The organism is Micromonospora sp. DT231 (genome assembly GCF_049847025.1).
Lineage (GTDB): Bacteria > Actinomycetota > Actinomycetes > Mycobacteriales > Micromonosporaceae > Micromonospora.
In genome coordinates, this window is record NZ_JBNCNO010000005.1 from 176,275 (window position 1) to 195,194 (window position 18,920).

Annotated in this window: 13 protein-coding genes; 4 read left to right on the forward strand and 9 right to left on the reverse strand. The window is 72.4% G+C overall.

The window, feature by feature from the left end; all coding sequences use genetic code 11:
* Positions 1–3: 3 nt before the first annotated feature.
* Positions 4–1,137 (reverse strand): cupin domain-containing protein, encoded by a 1,134-nt coding sequence (locus tag ACPXBU_RS15180; protein ID WP_425758498.1) that lies wholly within the window; start codon positions 1,135–1,137, stop codon positions 4–6.
* 13 nt (positions 1,138–1,150) lie between these two features.
* Positions 1,151–1,411, reverse strand: coding sequence for a hypothetical protein (locus tag ACPXBU_RS15185; RefSeq protein ID WP_393361302.1), 261 nt, complete (start codon positions 1,409–1,411; stop codon positions 1,151–1,153).
* A gap of 199 nt (positions 1,412–1,610) precedes the next feature.
* Between ACPXBU_RS15185 and ACPXBU_RS15190 the strand changes: the two genes are divergently transcribed.
* Positions 1,611–3,203 (forward strand): LuxR C-terminal-related transcriptional regulator, encoded by a 1,593-nt coding sequence (locus ACPXBU_RS15190; protein WP_425758499.1) that lies wholly within the window; start codon positions 1,611–1,613, stop codon positions 3,201–3,203.
* A complete protein-coding gene (locus tag ACPXBU_RS15195) occupies positions 3,203–4,030 on the forward strand; it encodes a GNAT family N-acetyltransferase (RefSeq protein WP_425758500.1) in 828 nt (275 codons plus the stop codon). Before ACPXBU_RS15190 ends, ACPXBU_RS15195 begins: the two co-directional genes overlap by 1 nt.
* An 8-nt stretch (positions 4,031–4,038) precedes the next feature.
* On the opposite strand, the gene ACPXBU_RS15200 is transcribed toward ACPXBU_RS15195, so the two are convergent.
* Positions 4,039–5,049 carry an aldo/keto reductase gene (locus tag ACPXBU_RS15200; RefSeq protein ID WP_425758501.1) on the reverse strand — a complete coding sequence of 337 codons (1,011 nt, stop codon included), beginning with the start codon at positions 5,047–5,049 and terminating at the stop codon, positions 4,039–4,041.
* Between the two features lie 115 nt (positions 5,050–5,164).
* Here ACPXBU_RS15200 and ACPXBU_RS15205 point away from each other — a divergent pair, with 115 nt between their 5' ends.
* Together ACPXBU_RS15205 and ACPXBU_RS15210 are read left to right on the forward strand one after the other, a co-directional pair.
* Positions 5,165–5,773 carry a TetR-like C-terminal domain-containing protein gene (locus tag ACPXBU_RS15205; protein ID WP_425758502.1) on the forward strand — a complete coding sequence of 203 codons (609 nt, stop codon included), beginning with the start codon at positions 5,165–5,167 and terminating at the stop codon, positions 5,771–5,773.
* A 155-nt stretch (positions 5,774–5,928) separates the two neighbouring features.
* The gene (locus ACPXBU_RS15210) at positions 5,929–8,739 is read left to right on the forward strand and encodes an AfsR/SARP family transcriptional regulator (RefSeq protein WP_425758768.1); all 2,811 of its coding nucleotides are present in this window, start codon (positions 5,929–5,931) and stop codon (positions 8,737–8,739) included.
* A gap of 15 nt (positions 8,740–8,754) precedes the next feature.
* Here ACPXBU_RS15210 and ACPXBU_RS15215 read toward each other — a convergent pair whose 3' ends face one another.
* From ACPXBU_RS15215 to ACPXBU_RS15240, 6 genes are all read right to left on the reverse strand, one after another.
* On the reverse strand, positions 8,755–10,929 hold the full coding sequence (locus ACPXBU_RS15215) for a peptidase domain-containing ABC transporter (RefSeq protein WP_393361329.1): 2,175 nt from the start codon (positions 10,927–10,929) through the stop codon (positions 8,755–8,757).
* Complete coding sequence (locus ACPXBU_RS15220) at positions 10,926–11,420, reverse strand: hypothetical protein (protein WP_425758503.1); 495 nt, start codon at positions 11,418–11,420, stop codon at positions 10,926–10,928. Before ACPXBU_RS15220 ends, ACPXBU_RS15215 begins: the two co-directional genes overlap by 4 nt.
* Positions 11,413–14,751: a type 2 lanthipeptide synthetase LanM family protein gene (locus tag ACPXBU_RS15225; RefSeq protein WP_425758504.1), complete on the reverse strand. Its 3,339-nt coding sequence runs from the start codon at positions 14,749–14,751 to the stop codon at positions 11,413–11,415. Before ACPXBU_RS15225 ends, ACPXBU_RS15220 begins: the two co-directional genes overlap by 8 nt.
* Positions 14,752–14,843: 92 nt before the next feature.
* Positions 14,844–15,122: a mersacidin/lichenicidin family type 2 lantibiotic gene (locus ACPXBU_RS15230; protein WP_393361338.1), complete on the reverse strand. Its 279-nt coding sequence runs from the start codon at positions 15,120–15,122 to the stop codon at positions 14,844–14,846.
* 89 nt (positions 15,123–15,211) lie between these two features.
* Positions 15,212–15,463, reverse strand: a complete 252-nt coding sequence (locus tag ACPXBU_RS15235; protein WP_357177187.1) for a mersacidin/lichenicidin family type 2 lantibiotic — start codon at positions 15,461–15,463, stop codon at positions 15,212–15,214.
* Positions 15,464–15,536: 73 nt separating this feature from the next.
* Positions 15,537–18,911, reverse strand: a complete 3,375-nt coding sequence (locus tag ACPXBU_RS15240) for a type 2 lanthipeptide synthetase LanM family protein (RefSeq protein WP_425758505.1) — start codon at positions 18,909–18,911, stop codon at positions 15,537–15,539.
* Between the last annotated feature and the right edge of the window lie 9 nt (positions 18,912–18,920).

Here is an 18,920-nt window from a genome sequence, read left to right on the forward strand (position 1 = left end):
GGGTCAGAGCACCACCTGTTTGCTGGTCGGCAACTCGTCGACAATCGACTTCGGCACGTTTATCGTGTCCGCGATGATCTCGTGGGGTGTGTTGGCCATCCACTGCATCACCGAGATGTCCTCGAAGCGCGGATGCCGGAACATCTCCAGGAACACCAACGGCTCGTCACCGGTGTTCTCGATGTAGTGCCCGTACGCGAACGGCACGTAGCCGACGTCGCCGGCCTGGAAGTCGAACGTCCGGGCGGCTGCCTGCGAGGCGAAGACTCCCATCCGGCCGGTCCCGGAGATGTAGTACTGCCACTCGTCGGTGGTCGGATGCCAGTGCAACTCGCGCATCCCACCGGGCTCGACCTCGACGAGGGCGGCAGCGGTGGTCACGGACGCGGCGAAGTTCGTCGAGTCGGTGACCCGGACCGTCCCGCCCCGGAAACGCTGCGGCGTCTGTGCCGTCATCCGGTGTTTGAAGCTGCGCGGGATGTCGCCGGTGGGGCTGATCACCCGGTCCTGTTGCAAGGACGGTGGGACGTCGCCCTGGAAGATGTACTTCTCCCGTTCGGGCAGGTTCTCCATCTGCTCCATGGTCCAGCCGAAGTTCTTCGCGAGGACGTGCCGAGGTGTGTGGGCGAAGAAGTCGCTGAGCAGGAACGTGTTGTTCTCCGAGAAGGCGCCGTCGTTGAAGACCAGGAGGAACTGCGCGCCGTCGGCGAGCGCCTGGATGTTGTGCGGCACGCCCTGCGGAAAGAACCACAGGTCACCGGCCTTGACGTCCTCGATGAAGTTGCGTCCCTCGTGGTCGACCGCGCTGATCCGGCAACTGCCGCTGAGCATGTACGCCCACTCCGACTGCTGATGCCAGTGGATCTCCCGGTACGCGCCCGGCTCCAGGCCGAACTGGACGCCTGCCAACTGCGTGGCGATGGGCAGGTCGCGAGTGGTGACCTCGCGGGTCCAGCCACCCTTCTCCACCCGGGTGTGCGCCTGCGAGAACGAGAACTTGAGGTTGGGCACCAGCCGGCTGTCGGTCGTGGGCGGCACCAGCAGATCGGGGTTCTGCCGCTCGACCTCGACGTTACGGCCCGCGAAGGGCGGCGCCCCCTGGTCGCCGCGGCGCGGCTGAGGATCGCTGTTCGCCATGATCGCTGTCTCCTTACTCCGGTTGGCCCGGACTGGGCGCGGAAAGGGATCCACCTCGTAGGCGTGGCCGGGACGGCAGCCCCAGGAAGGCGCGCACCGCCGGCCAGCCGTACGTCACCGCGATCGCGGCGGGAACCGCTGCCGCGGTCGCCGCCAGCACCAGGCGGGTCCACGGCGGAGCGTGACCACCCGCCCCGGTGGTGGCGAAGAGGACGAGAGCCAGCAGTACGACCCGGAGTCGGTACCGGCCGGGCAGCTCAGTCGATGGGGTCATACAGTCGATGATCGAGGCCCAGCCGTCGCCGTCGCATCCCGTGATCGCGCCATTACCGCAGGTCAGATAGGGGACGGCGTGGGCCATCAAGCGCAATCGGGCCGGTTCGTCGATCTGGTCGCCCGCTCCGGACGCCGTGGCTAGGCTCGGTCGCAGGACGGCATGTCGACGCGCCGGGTAACCACCGGGGAGAACGCCATTGTCCGAATCATCCCTCGACGCCGGAACATCTCCGGCTGACGACCTCGCCCACGCCGAGCACCGACGGCGTTCGCTGTTCGCCGCGGCGGACCAACTCCGGTTCGCCGGAGGCGGGACGGCGGCACCGCACGCCGTGGCGGCCGAGACTGGCGAGCACCGGCACGGCGAGCGCCGTCGGGCCCAGGTGCTCGGGCACCTGACCCGGCTCGCGGCGCGGGAGCAGCCGTCGATCGCCCTCGCCGGCCTGCGGGAGGCGCTCGACCAGGGCCTGGACGACCGGAGCCGGAGCACACTGCTCGCCATGGTCGCCGCGATCGCGGCGCGCACCGGCCATCCGGACGCCGATGCCCTGCTCCGCGACGCGGGCACCGCGCACGCCGCCGCGGGCGACGATTCGTCCGCTCGCCACCTCGCGCTCGCTCGGGCCGCTCGCTCGCTGTCGCACGGCGATCTACCGGGCGCGGACGCCGTGTTGGCGGCCCTGGACCCCGATGCCTGGGTGGCACGACCGGACGCCACGTCGATCCGGGGCGAACGCATCCTCGTCCATCTCGGCCTGGGCCGGCACCAGGACGCGCGGAGCGCGACGGCGGCGGACGAGGCGGCCTCCCCCGACACCCCGACGAGCGGCAGACTGACCGCCCTGGACTGCCTACGGATGGTCGCGGTGGGAGAGCTGCCCGAGGCTGGCGCGCTGGCGGTCACGGCGCTCGGGTCGGGCTCGACGGATCTCGGCGCGGAGGTGCGTGCCCTGCTGGTCGCGGTGGTCGCCGAGGTCCACTACCGCCGCGGCGACCACGACGCCGCCCGCGCCGTCCTGCGCGGATGCCTGCGGGAGGGACGATGGCCCGACAGTACGATGTGGACTCCGGCGTTCTGTGTCGCGGTCCGCGACCCGGCTCTCCGCGAGCCGGCGCGCCTGCTCGACAGAGTGGTCGCTGACCTGCACCGGTCGGTGCGGTCGCTGTTGCCCGTGCCACAGTTCGGCCCTCGACTGGTGCGCGCGGCGATGGTCGTCGGCGACGACCGGGCTGCCCGCCGGGTCACCGAACTGGTCGAGCTGGTGGCCACCCGTACCCCGGTTCCGCTGTGGCACGCGCTGGCCGCGCAGACCAGGGGTCTGCGCGATCGCGACCCGGACGCGCTGCGCTCGGCTGTCGACGGGCTGCGGACCACCGCCGCCCGACCGGCGCTGGCCGACGCGTTGCTCGACCTCGCGAACAGCCCTCGACTACGCCCGACCGAGGCGTGGGACGCCGCGCACGAGGCGGCAGCCCTCTACGCCCGGATCGGCGCGCCGGGCGACCAGGCGACAGCCGACCGGCGGTGTGTCGAACTCGCCGCCACCCCGCGGCACCGGCCGCCGGTCGACGGTCCGCCGCGGACCGGTGTCGGCGCGCTCACCCCGGCCGAGGAGCGGGTGGCCGAGGTGCTGGCGGGCGGCGCCACGAAGAAGGAGGCGGCCGGCACCCTCTTCGTCTCCTTCCACACGGTGGACACCCAACTCCGGTCCATCTACCAGAAGCTGGGTATCCACAACCGGATGCAGTTGGTGCGGGCCTGGGATCGGTACAGGGCGAGGATCGGCTGATGACCGACACGACCGACCTGACCCCGCTCGCCGAGGGCGTGGAGTGCGAGTTCATGTACGCCTACGAGTCGCGGGCGCCCGAGCCCGCGTACACCGATCTCGGGGTCGTCACCGCGCGCATCGGCGGCGGTGTCGCCCTCGCGATGCGCAACGACCCCTCCGGCGGGTACTGGAGCAAGGCGCTCGGCTTCGGCGTCACCGAGCCGTTCACCGTGCGGGTCCTGGATCGCGTCCTCGACTTCTACCGGGAGCAGGGCGTCGACCAGGCCGTCCTCCAGCTCGTCCCGGCGGTGCTGCCCGACGGCTTCGACGAGATCGCCGCGGCGCGCGGGCTCGAAGCGGGCAGCACCTGGGTCAAGCTCGCCGCCCGGGCGGGCGACGTCGCCGCGGCGCAGACCCGCCTGCGGGTCGGCCCGGTGCCGGGGGCCGAGGCGCGGCGCTGGGCCGACGTGCTGCTCGCCGGCTTCGGCATGCCGGCCGGTGGGCTCACCGACATGCTGGCCGCGACCGTCGGCGAGCCGGCCTGGAGGCCACACGCGGCGTGGGACGGCGACGAGGTCGTGGCCGGCGGCAACCTGTTCCTGCACGGCGAGTCGGCCTCGCTCAACGCCGCCGCGACGGCGCCCGGTCACCGCGGCCTCGGTGCGCAGTCGGCGTTGATCGCCGCCCGCGCCCGAGCCGCGGCGGAGGCCGGATGCCGGTGGCTGTTCGCCGAGACCGGGAAACCCGCACCCGGTACGCGGAACCCGTCGCTGGACAACCTGCGCCGGGCCGGGCTGGTGCCGCTCTACGAGCGCCGCAACTGGGTCTGGCGGTCAACTCCCTGACGTCGCCGTCACTTCTCGCTGTCGAGCAGGTCCATCATCGGCGCGGCGTACCGCTGGCCGGAGGCGGCGCCGGCCGGCACGGCACGCTCGATCTCGTCCAGCGCCTCCCGGTCCAGCACCAGGTGGGCGGCGGCCAGCGACTCGGTCAGCCGGTCTCGCCGCCGCGCACCGACAAGCGGCACGATCTGCTCGCCCTGCGCCGCCACCCAGGCGATCGCCACCTGGCTGGTGGTCGCGCCCAGCCGCTGCGCGACCCGGCCCAGCGCGTCCACGAGGCGCAGGTTCGCGGTCAGGTGTTCGCCCTGGAAACGGGGGCTGTTCGCCCGGAAGTCCGTGCCGGTCAGCTCGCGGTCGGCCGACCAGTGCCCGCTGAGCAGACCTCGGGACAGCACCCCGTACGCGGTCAGCCCGATGCCCAGCTCCCGCAACGCCGGCAGGATCGCGGCCTCCGGGCCACGGGACAGCAGCGAGTACTCGATCTGGACGTCACTGATCGGCGCGACCGCCGCCGCCCGGCGGATGGTGTCCGCGCCCATCTCGGAGAGCCCGATGTGCCGGATGTAGCCGGCCTGCCGCATCTCCAGCAGCGCGCCCACGGTCTCCTCGATCGGCACCTGCGGGTTCAACCGGGAGGGCCGGTAGATGTCGATGTGGTCGGTGCCCAACCGGCGCAGCGAGTACGCCAACCGGTCCTTCACCGCCGCCGCCGACACGTCGTACGGTGCTGCCTGGAACCCGCCGTCAGGTGTCCGGCGCGCACCGAACTTCACACTGAGCACCACCTCGTCCCGCCGGCGCTCGCGCAGCACCCGACCGATCAGCATCTCGTTGTGGCCCGAGCCGTAGAAGTCGGCGGTGTCGACCAGGTTCACGCCGGCGTCGATCGCCGCGTGCAGCGTCGCCAGGCTCTCCGCCTCGTCGGATGGTCCGTACAGGTCCGACATGCCCATCGCGCCCAGCCCGATGATCGACACCTCCGGCCCGGAGGCACCCAGCCGTCGCCGTGGTAGAGCCGTCATGGTCCTCGTCTCCTTCGGTCGCGGTAGCGGCGCGTTCCCCGGTCGGGCACCGCTGTGTACGCTGTGTCCATATAAGCATCCTGTAGACACGCTGTCCATATAACCGGGAGGACCAGTGGCCCAGCTCACGCCGGACGCCCCCACCCCACCGCGCCGTGGTCGCGGCCGTCGCCCCGCCGACCAGGTACGCGCGGAGATCCTCACGGCGGCCGGCGCTCTCCTGCTGGCCGAGGGCATGGCCGGTTTCACCATCGAGAAGGTCGCGGCCCAGGCGGGGGCCAGCCGGATGACGATCTACAAGTGGTGGCCGTCCAGGGGAGCGCTCGCCCTGGACGGCTACTTCACAGTGGTCGCGCCCACGCTTGCCTTTCCCGACACCGCGAACATCGTCGCCGACCTGACCAACCAGCTCGTCGCCTTCGTCCACCTCGTGCGGGACACCTCCGCCGGGCGGGTCATCAGCCAACTCATCGGCCAGGCGCAGACCGACCCGGAGCTGGCCGCCGCCTACCGGGAGCGCTACTCCGGCCCCCGGCGCGCGCTCGCCGTGGAGACCCTCACCAGAGCCATGACCCGCGGGCAGCTCCGCGCCGACATCGACCCGGAATCCGTCGTCGACCAGCTCTGGGGCGCCTGCTACCACCGGCTCCTGGTCCCCGACCTGCCGCTGACCGAGGACTTCGCCCGCACCCTCGTCGACAACCTCGTACGCGGGCTGCGCTGACCGGCGACCTCCCGGACCGCGCCGACCGGTCGACGGTTACCGCCGGAGCCCACCCGGCCAAATATGAAGACCATGTTCAATCGGTGCTAACGTCATTGATCGATGCTTATACGATCGCCAGTCTCGGGCGGCCGGCACCGCGGGCTGAGGTGACGATGCTCCTCCACTTCGACCTGCTCGGGCCGCTGACGGTGTCACGGGACGGCCGACCGGTCGCCCTCGGATCGACGAAACAGCAGGTGGTGCTGGCCGCTCTGCTGCTCCGCCCCGGCGAGGCGATCTCCGCCCACGAGCTGATGACGATGGTGTGGGGCGACCAGCCCCCCGCCTCGGCCGCCGCGAACCTGCGCAGCTACCTGCGGGGGCTGCGCCAGGCACTCGACCGCGCTCCGGACGAGAGCCGTCGAATCCTCACCACACCTGGCGGCTACCTGCTTCGCGTCGAGCCGGACGAGCGGGACCTGGACCGGTTCGACGCGGCGGCGGAACGCGGACGGGCGGCGCTGGCAGCCGGTGACCCGGCGGCGGCGCAGCCGGAACTGGCCGTCGCGCTCGGCATGTGGCGGGGGTCCGTCTTCGCCGGGCTGCCCCTGCCCCGGCTCCTCACCAGCCGGGTCGCGCGGATCACCGAGCGGCGGCTGCTGACCGAGGAGGACCACGCCGCGGCGCGGCTCGCGCTCGGCGAGGCGGCCCAGGTGATCCCCCGGCTGCGCGCGCTACTCGACCGTCACCCGCTGCGCCAGCGGGCCTGGGCCCAGCTCATGACAGGTCTCTACGAGATCGGCGACATCTCCGGGGCGTTGGCGGCGTTTCAGCAGGCCAGACGGGCGCTGGCCGAGGAGACCGGCATGGACCCCGGCCCCGAGCTGACGCGGCTGCACGACGACATCCTGCACCACCGTCTCGGGCAGCGGTCCACGACGACCGGGCCGGCGGACGACGCGGCACCGGGCCGCCCTCGGCAACTGCCACTCGCCCTGCCCGGCTTCGTCGGGCGCAGCGCCGAGCTCGACCTGCTCGACGCGGCCCTCGGCGCCCGGCCCGAGCGGGCCGCCACCGTGGACATCGTCACCATCAGCGGCATGGCCGGCGTGGGCAAGACGACGCTCGCGCTGCACTGGGCCCATCGGGCTGTCGACCGCTTCCCCGACGGCCAGTTGTACGTCAACCTCCGCGGCTACGACGACGCGGACGCGGTCTCCCCCGCCGACGCCCTTGTCGACTTCCTCGATGCGCTCGGCGTGCCGGTCGGCCGTATCCCCAGCAGTGTCGACGCTCGGGCCGGGCTGTACCGCAGCCTGCTGGCCTCGCGCCGGATGCTCGTCGTGCTCGACAACTCGCGCGACGCCGACCAGGTACGGCCGTTGCTGCCCGGCGTGGGCCAGTGCGCGGTCCTGGTGACCAGCCGCGACCAGCTCAGCAGCCTCGCCGTGGCCCAGGGCGCCCGACCGCTGACGCTCGAGGTGCTGACGGCCGCCGAGTCGACGAGGCTGCTCCGCACCCGGCTGGGCGCCGACCGGGTGGCCGCGGAACCGGCGGCGACCAGCGAGATGATCGAATCGACGGGCCGCCTCCCGCTCGCTTTGTCCATCGTGGCGGCCCGGTTGACCGCCCGGCCCACCTTCCCGATCGACGCCGTCGCGGCCCAACTACGCCCGTCCGAATCCCGGTTGGAGCAACTGGCCGACGGAGACGTCCGCCGGGTCTTCTCCTGGTCGTACCGGACGTTGAGCACCGAGGCAGCCCGCCTCCTGCGCCTGCTCGGCCTGCACCCGGGCCCCGACCTCACCGGAGACGCCGCCGCCGCGCTGCTCGGCCGCCCCCGCACGGCCGTCACGCCGCTCCTGCAGGAGCTGACCCGTCTGCACCTGTTGACCGAGCACCTCCCCCAGCGGTACGCCCTGCACGACCTGCTCCGGTCGTACGCGGCCGAACTGGCCCAGGCATCCGACCTGGCCGAGGAGCGACAGGCCGCCGCACGCCGGATGTACGACCACTACCTGCACAGCGCGCACCCCGGCGCGGTGTTGCTCCAGCCGACCTGGGCACCCATCGACCTGGAACCACCGATGCCGGCGAACGTGCACGTGCCGATGCCCGACCGCGTCGTCGCGGCGGCCTGGTTCCACGCCGAGCACCCCGTCCTGCTGCGGGTGCTGCGGCAGGCCGCGGACACCGGCTTCGAGCGGTACGCCTGCCAGCTCGCCTGGACCCTGGCCGCGTACCTCTCGCCCCGGGGCATGTTCCAGGAGCAGCTCGCGGCCCAGCAGGCGGCGCTCGCGGCGGCGCAGCGCATCGGCGACGTCCGGGCGCAGGCGCTGGCCAGCCGGATGCTCGCCCGCGCGCTCATGCGGCTCGGCGACGAGCACGCGGCCGAGCAGCACGTGCGGCGGGCGCTCGAGCTGTACGAGCAACTCGAGGACCTGGACAGCCTGGCGCTGATCCTGCGCCAGTACACCGAGCACTGCACCCAGTACGGCCGGCTGGACGAGGCGCTCAAGCACAGCGCGGAGGCGCTCCGGGTCTCGCAGCTCATCGGCAACAGGTACGCCGAGGCCCGCGCGCTGAACGTCAAGGGTTACCTGCACGCCCTGACCGGTGACTACCACCAGGCCGTCGTCGACTGCGCCGAGGCGCTCACCCAACAGGAGGCGATCGACGATCGCGTCGGGCAGGCCGCGACGTTGGACAGTCTGGGCTTCGCGTACCACCGGCTCGGTGACCCGGCCCGGGCGGCGGTCTGTTACGAGCAGTCCGTCCAGCGCTTCCAGGAGTCGGCCAACCGGTATCACGAGGGGCTGACCCTCGTCCGGCTCGGCGAGGCGCGGGAGGCGATGGCCGACCCTCCCGCCGCCGCCGAGGCCTGGCAGCGGGCGATACGGATCTACGACGACCTGGGCAACCCCGCCGCCGAGGTGGTGCGGCAGCTCCTGGCGCGTGTCGCGCCCGGCCCTCCGGGTCGGTGAACGGGCGACCTCCGGCTACAGCGGCCGGGCCGTCTGGAGCTGGTCGCGGATCAGCGCCTCGTAGTAGCGCCCGTGCGCGATCAACTCCTCGTGCGTGCCCTGCTCCACCAGGGCGCCCTCCTCCATCACGCCGATCAGGTCCGCGTTGAGCACGGTGCTCAACCGGTGCGCGATGACGATCCGGGTGCACGACAGCGCGGAGAGGACCTCGTCCACCCGACGCTCGGTGACCACGTCCAGGTGGCTGGTCGCCTCGTCGAGCAGCAGCAGCGGCGGGTTGTGCACGAGGGCGCGGGCGAGGGCGAGCCGTTGCCGTTGGCCGCCGGACAGCCCACCGCCGCCCTCGGTGAGACGTGTCTCGTACGCCATCGGCATCGCCATGATCTCGTCGTGGATCTGGGCGCGACTGGCGGCGAGGACGACCTCGTCGTAGGTCGCCGACGGGTGGCCGAGGGAGATGTTGTCGCGGACGGATCCGGCGAACAGGGCCGGCTCCTGGTTGACCATGCCACACCAGCGGCGCAGCTCGCGGAAGTCGAGGTCCTGCAGGAGACGCCCGTCGAAGCGGACCTCGCCCTCGCTGGGCACGTACAACCCGATGATCGTCTTGGCGAGTGTCGTCTTGCCCGAACCGGTCCGCCCGACGAGCGCCACCTTCGCGCCGGCCGGAATGGACAGGTCGACCCCGCGTACGGCCCAGGCGGCGTTGGCGCTGTAGCGCATGCCGACCCCGCTCAGCGTCACCTGCCCGGAGATGTCGCCCGGCGGCTGGGAGGTGGAGCGGTCCTGCTCGGCGGCCTCGTCCAGGACGTCCCGGATCCGTTCCAGGTGGGTGCCGACGGTCTGTAGTTGGCGGGCCGTGTTGACGAGTCCCATCAGCGGGGTGAGCACGGCCGCGGCGAGGGCGTTGAGCGCCAGCATGGTGCCCAGCGACATCGCGCCGGCGACGACCTGGTGTGCGCCGACCCACAGCAGGAGCAGCGGCGAACCCATCCGGAACACCCCGAGCATCGCCTCCAACCCGGTCTCCAACTGACGGCGGTGCAGCGAGGCGAACTGCCGGGTCTGGAACAGCCCGGACCAGCGGCCGAGGACCTGCTGCTCGGCGCCCATCGCCTTGACCGTCTCGGCCCCGGCCAGCACCTCGACCGCGTAGTTCTGCTCCTCGGCCTGCGCGGCGATGTCCCGGTGCGTACGTTCCCGCATGGCCCGGTACGTCGCCACGATCGCGCCGAGTTGCAGCAGACCCAGGCCCAGCACCAGCCAGGCGTAGAGCGGCGCGATCGCCAGGAGCATGCCGACGTAGACGACGACGAACAGTCCGTCGAGGACGAGCGACATCGTCTGGCTGGTGACCATGTCGCGGATGACGGTGTTGCTGGACATCCGCATCAGCAGGTCACCGCTGCTGCGCAGTTGGAAGTAGGAGTACGGGAGGGCGAGCAGGTGGTCGAAGAAGCGCCGCATCATGGTGTCGTCCATGCGGGCGTGCAACACGTTGAGGACGGCGCCTCGGGCGTAGGTGCCCACGCCCTGGGTGGCCAACAGCAGGAGCATGCCGAGGCCGAGGACGGTCAGGGCTTCGACCTGCCCCTTGCCGATCACCGTGTCGACCGCGAACTTGGTGATCAGTGCGGGCAGCAACACCGCCAACTGCAGCAGCAGCGAGACGACCAGGACCAGGGCGAGCAGCGGACGGGAGAAGGTCAGCATGCTGCGGGCGAATCGCAGCGAGGCCAGCCGCCCCGGTCGGGGACGTCGCTCGAAGTCCTCGCCCGGGGTGAGTTCGATGGCGATGCCGGTGAACCCCTCGCCGAACTCGTCGCGGCTCAGCCGCCGCCGGCCCATCCCCGGGTCGACGACGACCGCGCCGCGTCGGTCCCACCGTTCCAGCACCACGTAGTGCCGGAAGTTCCAGTGCACGATCGCGGGCAGCCGCAGCTGTGACAGAGCCTCGAGATCGACGCTGACCCCGCGGGCCCGCATGCCCGTCCTGCGGGCGAGTTGGGCCATCTGCAGGGCGGTGGCGCCGTCGCGGCCGATGCCCAACTGCTCCCGGCACTCGGCCACGGAGGTCCACCGCCGGTAGGCGCTGAAGACCATGGCCAGGCACGCGGCACCGCATTCGGTGGCGCTCATCTGGAGCATGATCGGCACCCGGCGGCCCGGTCGCGGCCAGCTCACCGTCATCGCAGGACCCCCTCGATGCCGGGCACCAGCTCCAGCAGGGTGGGTCTGGCGACCACCAGACTGAGCCGGCCGAAGGCCTGCTCCGCGCCGCCGGAGAGCAGGACGACGGTGACCGGCCGGGCCACCTCCGCCGGGAGGTTCCAGCGCCGGGCGGCGGCGTCGTCCACGACGACCTCGGCCCGGACCACCCGCAGGGTCGCGCGCCCGCCCTCCTGCACGAGCGCGACCTCGGCGCCCTGCGCGGGCTCGGGATCGAGGCGCCCGGCGAACATGGAGACCAGATTCGACCCGTCGGCACCGATCAGGACGCCGTCGACAGTGCGCGGCACCCGCATGACCGCCGCGAAGCCCAGGCCGATCAGCAGCAGTACGGCGAGCGCGACAAGTGGCCGTCGGGAGGACCGGATCGGGCTCCGCGCCGGGCCGTCGTGCATACCACCGCGGTAGGTGGCCAACGCCTGCGGGCGGTACGGCCACACCTGCTCAGCCACGCCCGTCACCACCCACCACGGCAACCGGAGGCTCGACGAGCAGGATCGACGGGACCCGGTCCGGCAACGCCAGGCGGAGCAGGTTGTAGCCGATGCCGGCGATGCCGCTCATCAGGCCGGGAGTCTCCACGCCGAGGGGAACCCCGCACAGCCACCCGTCCCGGTCGATGTAGTCGAGGATGCTGGCGGCCACCAGCTCGGCCTGCCGGGCGGCGTCCTCGTCACCGCGGACCCGTGCGGCGGCCAGCAGGGCCTCGACGTTTCCGAGGTCGCCGTGGCAGATGCTGTGGTTGCCGGTGCCCGTGATGACCTCGCCGGTCAGGCCGAAGCGCAGCATGCCGGTGCTGGCGTCGCGGAGGTCGCGGTCGAGCAGGTCGTGGTCGTCGACGTAGCCGGCCAGATCGGCGCGGGCGAGCGCGATGCCGGGCCCGCCGTGGCACCAGGCGACCATCGAGTACCGCTCCGGCGTGGTGTCCCGCAGGTCGAGCCAGCACATGTGCTCCGGGTCGAAGGCGGAGCGCTCGTAGCGCACCGCGCCCTCCACCAACGGCAGGTGGTCACGGTTGCCGAGCGCCCGGTCCAGCCGGGCCAGGGCGACGGCGATGCCGGACCCGCCGTGCGAGAAACCCGCGAGCGGTCGACTCGGGTTCACCGCGCCCGCCCAGCCGATCCCGTCGCCGGCCGGCTCCGCCCGGTCCGCCAGGATCCGGGCGAACGTGCGGGCCGCGTCGAGCACCGGCTCCGACGGCCGCGCCGCGTGCAGCGCCAGGAGCGCGAGGATCGCTCCGGCCGCGCCGCTGATCACGTCGTACGCCTCGTCCTGCGGCGCGAGGTGCAGCAGGACGGGCACGACGCGTTCGGCGGCGTCCACCAGGTCGTCGCGCTGCCACAGGGCGCCCAGGTGGCTCAACGCGTACAGCGGCCCACCCAGCTCGTTGAAGGCCCCGACGGTGAAGTTCTCCAGGCTCTCCGTCGGCGTCTCGTCGAGCAGGTCGATCTGACGCACCAGCATGCCGGCGGCGACCTCGGCCGCGCCGCGGAAGCGCTGCTCGCCGCTGACCTCGCCGAGGTAGCCGAGGAACAACGCGATTCCGGACAGCCCGCTGTAGAGGTCGATCCCGACCGGGCCCAACTGCCAGATCTTGTCGGCCACCAGGGTGTGCCCGAGCCAGGCGATCGAGTCCTCGCCGGTGTCGGCCGACAGCAGCAGCCGGTCGCCGGCGGCGCACGCGGCGGCGACGAACCGGTCCGTGCCGGCGGGAGCGGTGGCGGCGGTGACCTGGTACTCCGACCACTGCCCCTGACTCTCCACACCCATCGTCAGCGCCGCGAGCGAGCTGCGCAGGATCCAGGTCTGCTGGGCCAGGTGCGCGTCGGAGAGGGCGCCGATGCGCTGCCGGGACCGCTCCAGGCCGCTTGTGGGCAGCACCCCGGCGACCACCGAGCCGTCTCCGGCCACGAAGTCGTGCGAGGCGGGCGTCGTGCTGAAGAAGGGGATGTCGCCGCGGCTCAACTGTGCCTGCTCGGCGGTGGCGATCCGGGCCTCGGCACCGGGCCACTCCTCCTGCAGCCAGAGGAAGCTGAAGAACCGCTCCCGGTCCAGCGCGTTGCGCAGCAGGTCGGGGTGGCGGCTTTCCTGCAGCAGCTTGCCGTAGGTGCGGGTGGCGCGCAGGATCACGCGTACCTCGTCGGCGGCGAACGCGGCGACCGGCCCGTCCGGTGCCAGGAGCGCGTCGCGGTGGCGGTGCAGCAGCCGGTAGGTCTGCTCGAACCCGGTCATGATGTCGGCGCTGAAGTCGAGCGTGTGGTGCGTCGCGTCGCTCAGGCTGGGGAGGTTCTGCCCGCCGCCCATCTCGATCCGTTTGCGGACCAGGCGCATCTCGTCGGTGCCGGACTCCTCCCAGGTGGCGACCGGGGTGGGCGTGAGCTGCCCGGCGGTGCCGGCGAGGCCGCTGAAATCGACGCCGCCGATGCCGTCGTCGTCCTGGTAGATGATGGGCCGGGGCAGGAGCCCGACCTCCAGGACCGACTCCCGCATCGTCCGGAACGACTCCGCCGAGACGCCGATCTGCTGGTCGGTCTGCTCACCCTGCGGGTGGAAGAGGGCTTCGAGGTCGACGAGCATCGGGTGCTCGCCGGCGGCGATGATGTTCTCCAGGTGGAAGTCGACGGCCGCGAGGCTGTGCAGCAACGCCAGGTAGCTGCCCTGCCGGGTGTAGAAGCGGCGCAGCGCGTCGTGGTCGGCGCAGGGCCCGGCGGTGACGAACTCCGACCAGCCGTAGTCACCGCGGTCGAGCACCCACATGGTACGCAGCGACGGTTGCGCGCCGCGCGCGTTGAGCCACTCCAGCAGGAGCTGGAAGTGCAGCTCCACCTGCAGGCCCCGGGGCTTGTAGACGGCGCGGGCGCCGTTGGCGAAGCGGACGAACCCGACCGAGCGGCCACCGCGGTGCGAGTCGCCGGCACCGAACGACACATCCGTCACGGTGCCCAGCTCCGCCGGGTCGCCCAGCCTGGCGGCCAACGCGGTCGCGTCCGCGGTGAGGCGCTCGGCGAACTCGACCCGGGCGTCCACCCAGTTGTCGACGAGGATCGTCGCGTCCCGGGCCAGCACCGGGTACTCCATCAGGACGTCGAGTGTGTACTTCGGGTCGCGCAGCCGCCGGGCGAAGTCCTGGAAGCGCTGCTGCGAGGTCTCCCCCGCCAACTGCCCCTGCATCCGCAGGACGTTGAGTTCCAGCACGAGCACCCGCCCGACGAGCAGGTTGATCGCCCCGTAGGGCGGCTCGCAGAGCTGGTCGGCGAGCAGGTCGGCGTCGACGTGTGACCCCGGCGTACGCGCGCAGGCCGCGTGCACCGCCTCGCGTACCCGGCGCACACCGTCGTCCACGAGCGGCCGCACCAGCTCGACGAACGCCGCGTGCGGGTGCGGCTCGTGGTGGTGGTCGTGCTCGTGGTCGTGGTCGTGCCCGTGGTGGTCACTGTCGCCGGTCCCGCCCGGCCGGTGGTCGCGCCAGGCGCGCTCGATGGTGCGCACGTAGTCCGGGATGTCGGCGAATCGGCCGCGGACCGTCTCCGGCGTCTCGCCGAGCACCCCGCTCAACGTCGGCTCGTCGAGGCCGAGGGCGTCGAGCCAGCTCTCGAACAGGTCGGTGTCACCGGCGAAGACCGGCTCGTTCTTCCACCGATCGAGCCGGAGCCGCCCCCGGTCCTCGTCCACCGCGCCGGTCGGCGCCGCACCGCCGAGCCTCTCCGGCAGGGAGTACGCCAGGTACCAGCAGGGGTTCGAAACGTCCACCGGGTCGTGGCCGGGCAGGTGCGACTGCGTCATCGGGGGTGCTCTCTCTCGCGCAGCGGTCGGGTCTCGCGGGGACGGTGCCCGGACACCTCAGGCGTCCGGGCACCGCCGGTCCAGCGGGTGGATCAGGCGGTGCACAGGCCGCAGGTCGACTGCGTCTGGCAGGTGCCACAGGTGGTTCCGCCGCACGTCGCGCCACAGGAACCGCACGGGGTCTCCCGGGCGGTGAAGCCGCCACAGCAGCCGAGGGTCCAGATGCCCTCGGTGCGTGCGCCGGCGATGTGCGCGAGGACGTCGTCACCGAGTTCGACCACGCCGCAGGGGTGCTCCGGGAGCGCGGCCAACTGCTCGGCGGAAAGGCTCGCCCGGTACTCGGGGTCCTTCCAGGCTTGCACAATGTCCATGAAGGGCTCTCCTCAGGGGATTGGGGATGCGCTGGCGAGTGGGCGCAGGTGTGGAGGACGGAGCGCGTCCGCTCGCCGGGGTGGAGCGGTCAGCCGCAGCAGCCGACGGTGAACGCCGCGCAGGTGCCGTTGCAGAAGGTGCCGTTGAAGGAGAAGCAGCCGGCGGCCCCGGTGACCACGGTGATCGTGGGAGTCGGGGTCCACGTGCCGCCGTCGGCCCCGTCGAGCTCCTGGTCGTTCAGCTCGACGAAGCCGGCCGGGTTCGCCGGCAGGCTGGCACGCTCCTCGTCGCTGAGTGACGCCCGGTAGACCGGGTCCTTCCACGCCCTGATGTAGTCCATGTGAAGCTCCGATCTATAGGTGCTGGGGTGTGCTACGTGGATGGGCCTCCACGGGCGGAACCGTAGGTCCGCGCTATGGCAGATCGATGGCAGCGCGATGGTCGGTCGGCGGTTCCAGCAGCAGCACCGACGGCACAGCCGCCGGATCGGCCCACCGCAGGAGCGCGTAGCCGATGCCGGCCAGGCCGCTCATCAGCCCCGGTGTCTCCACGCCCCGGGGCACACCGCACCGCCAGTCGCGGTTCTCGATGTCCGCGACGGCGGCCGCCGCGATCGCGGCGGCACGCTGGGCCGCCCCGTCGTCCCCGAGGGCTCGTGCGGCGGCCAGCGCCGCCTCGGCGTTGCCGAGGTCCCCGTGGCAGATCGAGTGGTTGTGCAGCAGGTTGCTCGGTTCGAGCGTCGCCGTCAGCGCGCGCCGCAGGTCGTCGCGCAGCAGCGCGCCGTCGGTGGCGTAGCCCAGCAGTTCGGCACGTGCCATCGCGACGCCGGCCGCGCCGTGGCACCAGGCGACCATGGAGTCGCCCTGCGGCGTGTCCGGGCGGAGGTCGCGCCAGTTGCCGGTCGCCTCGTCGTACACCGTGCGCTCGTAGCGCAGCGCCGCGTCCACCGTGTCGCGGTGTTCACGCGTCCCGGCGTACCGGTCCCAGCGGGCCAGGGCGGTCGCGATGCCCGACGCCCCGTGGGAGAACCCCGCCAGCGGCGCCTCGGTGTAGAGGGTGCCGCACCACCCGACCCCGTCGCCCACCGGCTGCGCGCCGGTGCGCGCGTGCCGGGCCAGCGTACGGGCGCCGTCGAGCAGGCTCGGGTTGTCGGTGACCCGGTGCAGCGACAGCAGGGCGAGCAGGCCACCGGCGCTGCCGTTGATGATGTCGTACTCGCGGCTGTCGGTGGCGTGCCTGACCATCGACGCGGCCAGGCCCACGGCGGTGTCGACCAGGTCGGCGCGGTCCAGGACTGCGGTGAGGTGGCTCAGGGCGTACACCGAGCCGCCCAGGTGGTCGAAACCGCCGATGCCCGCGGTCCCGGCCGGGCCGGCGAGCCAGCTCTGCGCCTCGCGGAGCATCATCGTGGCGGCCCGGTCGGCGGCCCGCCGGTAGACCGCGTCGCCGGTGACGCTCGCCAGCCGGGCGAGGAACAGGGCGATGCCGCTGATGCCGTTGTAGAGGTCCATGGCGCTCGGGCCGAGCACCCACACCTTGTCGGCGATCAGGCTCAGACCCAGCCAGCAGATCCGGTCGTCCTCGGCGAGCGCGGTCGCCAACAATCGATCCCCGATGATCCGCGCCGCGTCGACGAAGCGCTCAGGCGTGACGGTCGCGGACGCAACCGTCGCGGGCGCAGCCGTCGCGGGCACGGAAGGCGCGGACGCAACCGTCGCGGGCACGAAAGGCGCGGGCACGACGGGCGCGGGCACGACCGGCGGCGGCAGCACCGCGCCCGGCCGGCTCGGTGCACGCCACCGCGACGGATCCCCCATGATCAGCGCGGTGAGGGAGGCTTCGATGATCCAGCTCTGCTGGGCCAGGTGATCCTCGGACATGCCCGCCAGGCGGTCGCGCACCGCGTCCAGGCCGCTCTGGCGCAGCACGCCCGGCAACACGGTGCCGTCGCCCCCGGTGAGGTCGGTCGACGACGGCGTGGTCACGAAGATCGGCACGTCACCGGCGTACATCTGGGCCAGCTCCGCGGCGATCAGGGCGTCGCGGTGCTCGCGGTGCTCGTGCCCCGTCCACAGGTTCTCGAAGTACCGGTCCCGGTCCAACGCGTCCCGCAGCAGGTCCGGGTGCTGCGCCTCGGCGAGCAGCCGAACGTACGACTCGGTGGCGCGCAGGACCACCCGCACCTCGTCGTGCGCGAACGCGGCCAACGGGCCGGACGGCGCCAGCAACTCGTCCCGGTGTCGCAGCAGGATCCGGTAGAGCGTGCGGTATCCGTCGCCGATCTCGGACGCGAACTCCGTCACGTCCAGGCGCTGCTCGCCCAGGGTGGGGAGGTTCCCCGAGCCGGGCAGCGGCACCCGTCGCCGGTCCAGGCGCATCTCGTCGGTGCCGAACCCGTTCCAGACCGTGACCGGCCGAGCCGTCAACTGTCCGCCGGCCCCGGACATCCCGCTCATGTCGAACTGGTTGACCTGGTTACCCTCGGTCCAGACCACGGGCGCGGGCAGCAGCCCCACCGTGAGGACGGACCTGCTCATCAGCTCGACGCCGACGCTCTGCAGGTAGCCCGCCTGGTCGCCGACCGGCCGTTCCCACTGCCAGTGGTGCAGCATCGCCTCCAGATCGATGAGCATCGGGTGCTCACCGGAGGCGATCACGTTCTCCAGGTGGAAGTCCGTCGCGCCGAGGGTCTGTAGCAGGGCCAGCAGCGCGCCCTGCCGCTGATAGAACCGGTCGAGGGCGTCCCGGTCGGCGCAGGGTCCACTCTCGACGAACTCGGTCCACCCGTACACCTCGCGGTCGAGCACCCAGAACGTCCGCAGCGTGGGGTGCGCGCCGCGCTCGTTGAGCCAGGCCAACAGGTGTTGGAAGTGGCCGTCGACCTGGAGACGCCGGGGTTTGTACATCACCCGCGCGCCGGTCGCGAAGCGGACGACCGCCACCGAGCGTCCACCCCGGTGGTTGTCGCCCGCCCCGAAGCTGACCTCGGCCAGGTCCCCGAGCGCGTCCGGCCCGCCGCACCTGTCGGCCAGGTCGGCGTAGTCGGCGACGAGGCGCTCGGCGAACTCCAGGCGGCTGGCCTCCCAGTTGTCGACGACCCGCACCAGGTCCCGGGCCAGCACCGGATATTCGCGCAGCAGCCGCAGCGCGTGCTGCGGCTGCCCCAACCGGTGCAGGAAGTCGTGGAAGCGCTCGTGCGGGCTGCTCCCGGACAGCTCGCCCAGGATCCGCAGGACGTTGAGCTCCAACGCCATCGTCCGGGCCACGAGCATGTTGACGGTGTCGATCGGGCCCGGACCCAGCCGCGTGATCAGCGCCTCGGCCGACAGGTGCGGGTGGCCGTCGACAAGCGCCGCCACCAGCGCGCCCGTCCGTTCCACCGCGGCGGCGATCAGTGGCGCGACGAGCACCGCGAATCCCGCGGCCCCATCGTGTCCCGCCGTGCCGTGGCCGGGTGCCACCGCGGCGGCCGGATCTCGCCGCGCGGCCTCGACCAGCCGGCGGGCGTAGTCCGGCGCGCTGTCGAACCGGGCGCGAACCGCCTCGGGTGGCTCGCCCAGGATCCGGATCAGACCGGCCTCGTCGAGCCCGTGCTCGGCCAGCCGCCGCGGGATCAGGTCGGGCCGCCTCGCGTGGACCGGCTCGTTCTGCCACATCTTCAGCCGGGCCCGGCCGAGATCCTCGTCGGCGGGGCCGGTCGGCACCGCGCCGGTCAGCCGCTCCCGCAGGGAGTGACCCAGAAACCATCCGGCGTCCCCCGGCCGCACCGGGGCAAGGCCGTCGTCCATCTGCTCCGC

What these genes read in the sequence shown, in the direction of transcription:
- ACPXBU_RS15180 (WP_425758498.1), bottom strand. Translation starts at nt 1,137, where the DNA reads ATGGCGAACAGCGATCCTCAGCCGCGCCGCGGCGACCAGGGGGCGCCG.
- ACPXBU_RS15185 (WP_393361302.1), bottom strand. Translation starts at nt 1,411, where the DNA reads ATGACCCCATCGACTGAGCTGCCCGGCCGGTACCGACTCCGGGTCGTA.
- ACPXBU_RS15195 (WP_425758500.1), top strand. Translation starts at nt 3,203, where the DNA reads ATGACCGACACGACCGACCTGACCCCGCTCGCCGAGGGCGTGGAGTGC.
- ACPXBU_RS15200 (WP_425758501.1), bottom strand. Translation starts at nt 5,049, where the DNA reads ATGACGGCTCTACCACGGCGACGGCTGGGTGCCTCCGGGCCGGAGGTG.
- ACPXBU_RS15210 (WP_425758768.1), top strand. Translation starts at nt 5,929, where the DNA reads ATGCTCCTCCACTTCGACCTGCTCGGGCCGCTGACGGTGTCACGGGAC.
- ACPXBU_RS15215 (WP_393361329.1), bottom strand. Translation starts at nt 10,929, where the DNA reads ATGACGGTGAGCTGGCCGCGACCGGGCCGCCGGGTGCCGATCATGCTC.
- ACPXBU_RS15225 (WP_425758504.1), bottom strand. Translation starts at nt 14,751, where the DNA reads ATGACGCAGTCGCACCTGCCCGGCCACGACCCGGTGGACGTTTCGAAC.
- ACPXBU_RS15230 (WP_393361338.1), bottom strand. Translation starts at nt 15,122, where the DNA reads ATGGACATTGTGCAAGCCTGGAAGGACCCCGAGTACCGGGCGAGCCTT.
- ACPXBU_RS15235 (WP_357177187.1), bottom strand. Translation starts at nt 15,463, where the DNA reads ATGGACTACATCAGGGCGTGGAAGGACCCGGTCTACCGGGCGTCACTC.
- ACPXBU_RS15240 (WP_425758505.1), bottom strand. Translation starts at nt 18,911, where the DNA reads ATGGACGACGGCCTTGCCCCGGTGCGGCCGGGGGACGCCGGATGGTTT.